The 2702-nt window shown below is 33.0% G+C and carries 3 protein-coding genes; all 3 read right to left on the reverse strand.

All coding sequences use genetic code 11. From position 1 onward, the window contains the following. Positions 1 to 492 precede the first annotated feature (492 nt). Complete coding sequence (locus C240_RS03705; protein ID WP_271491142.1) at positions 493 to 834, reverse strand: hypothetical protein; 342 nt, start codon at positions 832 to 834, stop codon at positions 493 to 495. Beyond that, positions 834 to 1718, reverse strand: coding sequence for an AAA family ATPase (locus C240_RS03710; protein WP_271491145.1), 885 nt, complete (start codon positions 1716 to 1718; stop codon positions 834 to 836). The genes C240_RS03705 and C240_RS03710 overlap by 1 nt, the downstream gene beginning before the upstream one ends. 379 nt (positions 1719 to 2097) lie before the next feature. Further along, positions 2098 to 2580: a hypothetical protein gene (locus C240_RS03715; protein WP_271491148.1), complete on the reverse strand. Its 483-nt coding sequence runs from the start codon at positions 2578 to 2580 to the stop codon at positions 2098 to 2100. Positions 2581 to 2702 lie beyond the last annotated feature (122 nt).

The following is a 2702-nucleotide window of genomic DNA, read 5'->3' on the forward strand; positions in this document are numbered from 1 at the left end:
ATAGGAAATAAGCCTTAAACTATTGAATTTTTTCGCAAAATTTGCTATACTTTCTTAAAAGCAAATAGCAATATAGATCAATAGTTCAGACACTTTTTAAACACTTTTTAGACACTTCAATATTTTAGAAAAATACTAGTTTGAACATCATGATTCATAAGTGTACGTCCAATACCTTATGACTAAAAATCGAGACGATTATCTCAAAGGCAACAGAAAATTAGGGGTGCAACCCGAATTTCTTTTGTCTCTTTTTTTTTCTTGATTATTCAATGATGATTTTATCATACGAAAAAAAAAAAGATTTGTAAACAATAAATGTAACCCTATTCCTTATCTATCAACGTTTGTTAAATGTTAATAATTAAGTGTTAACAATAAAATGTTAAATATAATAAGGGAAACTCTTCTGTAACCGCAATTACATGTCAAGAATCTCCCTTACAAAACTCGATTAAATGTTATGTGTTAAATGTTAAGTGTTACAAAAAATTATAATTTTAATACACCTGCATCGATTAAATTTTGCATTTTTTCCCATACTTCTTTTTGTGTTGATTTGTCCAACGACTCAAGATAGTGAAAAACACTTGCGCCAACTACCGAATACATTTCATTATCTGGAACAGACTCCACCATCGACATTGCTTTTACAAGTCCATGTAATGGCGTTGAGACTCTTATATTTAACCCTGTTGCAGTCACTTTTTCTTTAGTTGAGTTCAATACCATATTTTTTAACGGTTGTTTTTTATTCCCTAAATAATCTCCTGAACCTGAAGTTTTAGGTTTTGTTCCTGCGCCATCCGGTTTCGAAAAAATATCTTTTGCCATTAAGCTTCACTCTCCAATCTGTAAATTCTGTTTAGCATGTCATTCAATACTCGGCCATATAATCGGTGAACTTGATTATCATGAGGATCACGTTTTTCTGAAGTAATTCCAGACCAATCAAACCGTTTAATTCTTCTCATATCTTTAATTTGATCGTTGAAAATGTTCTCTTGTCCAAAATATTCTTCCGCTTGATAAATCACTTGTTCATCATATTCAGAATCAGCTTTCAGCAATACTTCTAGAACACCTAATGTAACAAACCCTAGTTCATATGTTTCTCTTAATTTAGATATGTACTCAATAAATTTTTTGGACTTTCTAAACGCTTTTCTTTGTGTTTGTAAAACAACAACTACATAATCACTAGTTACTAATGCGCTATCAGTGTAAATATTTATTGACGGTGGAACATCCAAAATAATTAGATCATATTCTGACTTTATAGATTCCAAATAATTATCTAAGTAAAAATCCTTTTCTTTTTGACTGTTGCATCGATCATCTAGCAATTTACCATAGTTTTGAAAATCTTCATTTGATGGAATGAAATCTAAGTTATCCATCACATCTATTATAACTTCTTTTGCTGGTAAATTTTCTTCCATTGCTTTATACAATGTAGTCTCATAGTTGGGCTCTTTATCTAAAACGTTAATCATGGTTGTAAAAATGAGATCTGTAGCATCTTCTGACGTATCTAAATCGATTAGTAACGTTTTAATCCCTTGCATAGCTGCTTGAAATGCAACTAGTACAGCATTTGTTGTTTTACCAACACCGCCCTTAAGATTTCCTAAAGTAATAGTTCTAGCATATCTTTCCTTTTCAAAAAATAGATGATTCTTTAGTTCTTCTGTTGCGATCAATTCAAAATTTGACAAAATTCAAGTCCTCCTTACGACGTATTAATCTCTTAAACATATAATACAATGTTATGTGTTAAATGTAAAGCGTTAAGTGTTACATTTTTCAATTAACACTTAACGCTTTCTCAATAATAGTAAAACAATGTTATTCACACTTTGTTTATCATTAATAACATTTAATACTTAATACTTAATACTGGGCTAGATTTAGCCAAAACCACCTTGAGAACAGCATTTTATAGCGTTGTTAATAACACTTTATTAAATGTTATTAACAATTAATAATTAAATAAGAGTTTAATAAAAGAAAAGAAGCTAGCACTCAATCTGCCAGCTCCTTCTTCTCGATGTGGCGGAAAGCTCCGCTAGTTGTAGAATAGCATAGTCCCACACGTTATTCCATAAATTCTCCGTCATTGAAATAAGCATCACAAAATTCATCAATTTCTTTTGGTACCTCAATACCACTGAAAGGATCTTCTGCCTTGTCCATATCAGACCACTTTACAAAATCTACAGCGGATATATGTCGTATTTCTCCATAATCAATGCAATGCCCATCGATCTTCACCGTGTCCATGTCTAGGAAGCCACCAAAGGCTCCTCTCACGTGTGGTTTTACTCGGCCAAACTGATCTAAGCTATTTAATTGAATATCTACCAGCTTATTGTATTTTAATGCTTGATCTAAAAGATATTCAATCTCTTCTATTGTTTGCTGCGGCAATCGCTGAAGATTTCGCTTTGACTCAGCTGAAGACTCATTGATACCTTGCTGCAGTTCCCCAATCGCAAAAGCAGTATCCCATTTATAGGCCATTCCTCGATCACGGTATTCGTTATAATCGATAAATTCTTTCCTTGTTCTTTTGCTCATGAACTCACCCCCACGTTGCCGCCTGCATGCCCAGCCACAAGTCCTGATCTTGACATAGCCGTCGCGCCATCTAGTAAAGAAGAAGCGTGTATCAACGATTTAAACCCGTATTTTTTCCGGAT

The organism is Enterococcus sp. 5H (assembly GCF_028128615.1).
Taxonomy (GTDB): Bacteria; Bacillota; Bacilli; order Lactobacillales; family Enterococcaceae; genus Enterococcus_L.

Coding starts and splice junctions, on each gene's coding strand:
- C240_RS03705 (WP_271491142.1), bottom strand. CDS start 834: ATGGCAAAAGATATTTTTTCGAAACCGGATGGCGCAGGAACAAAACCT.
- C240_RS03715 (WP_271491148.1), bottom strand. CDS start 2,580: ATGAGCAAAAGAACAAGGAAAGAATTTATCGATTATAACGAATACCGT.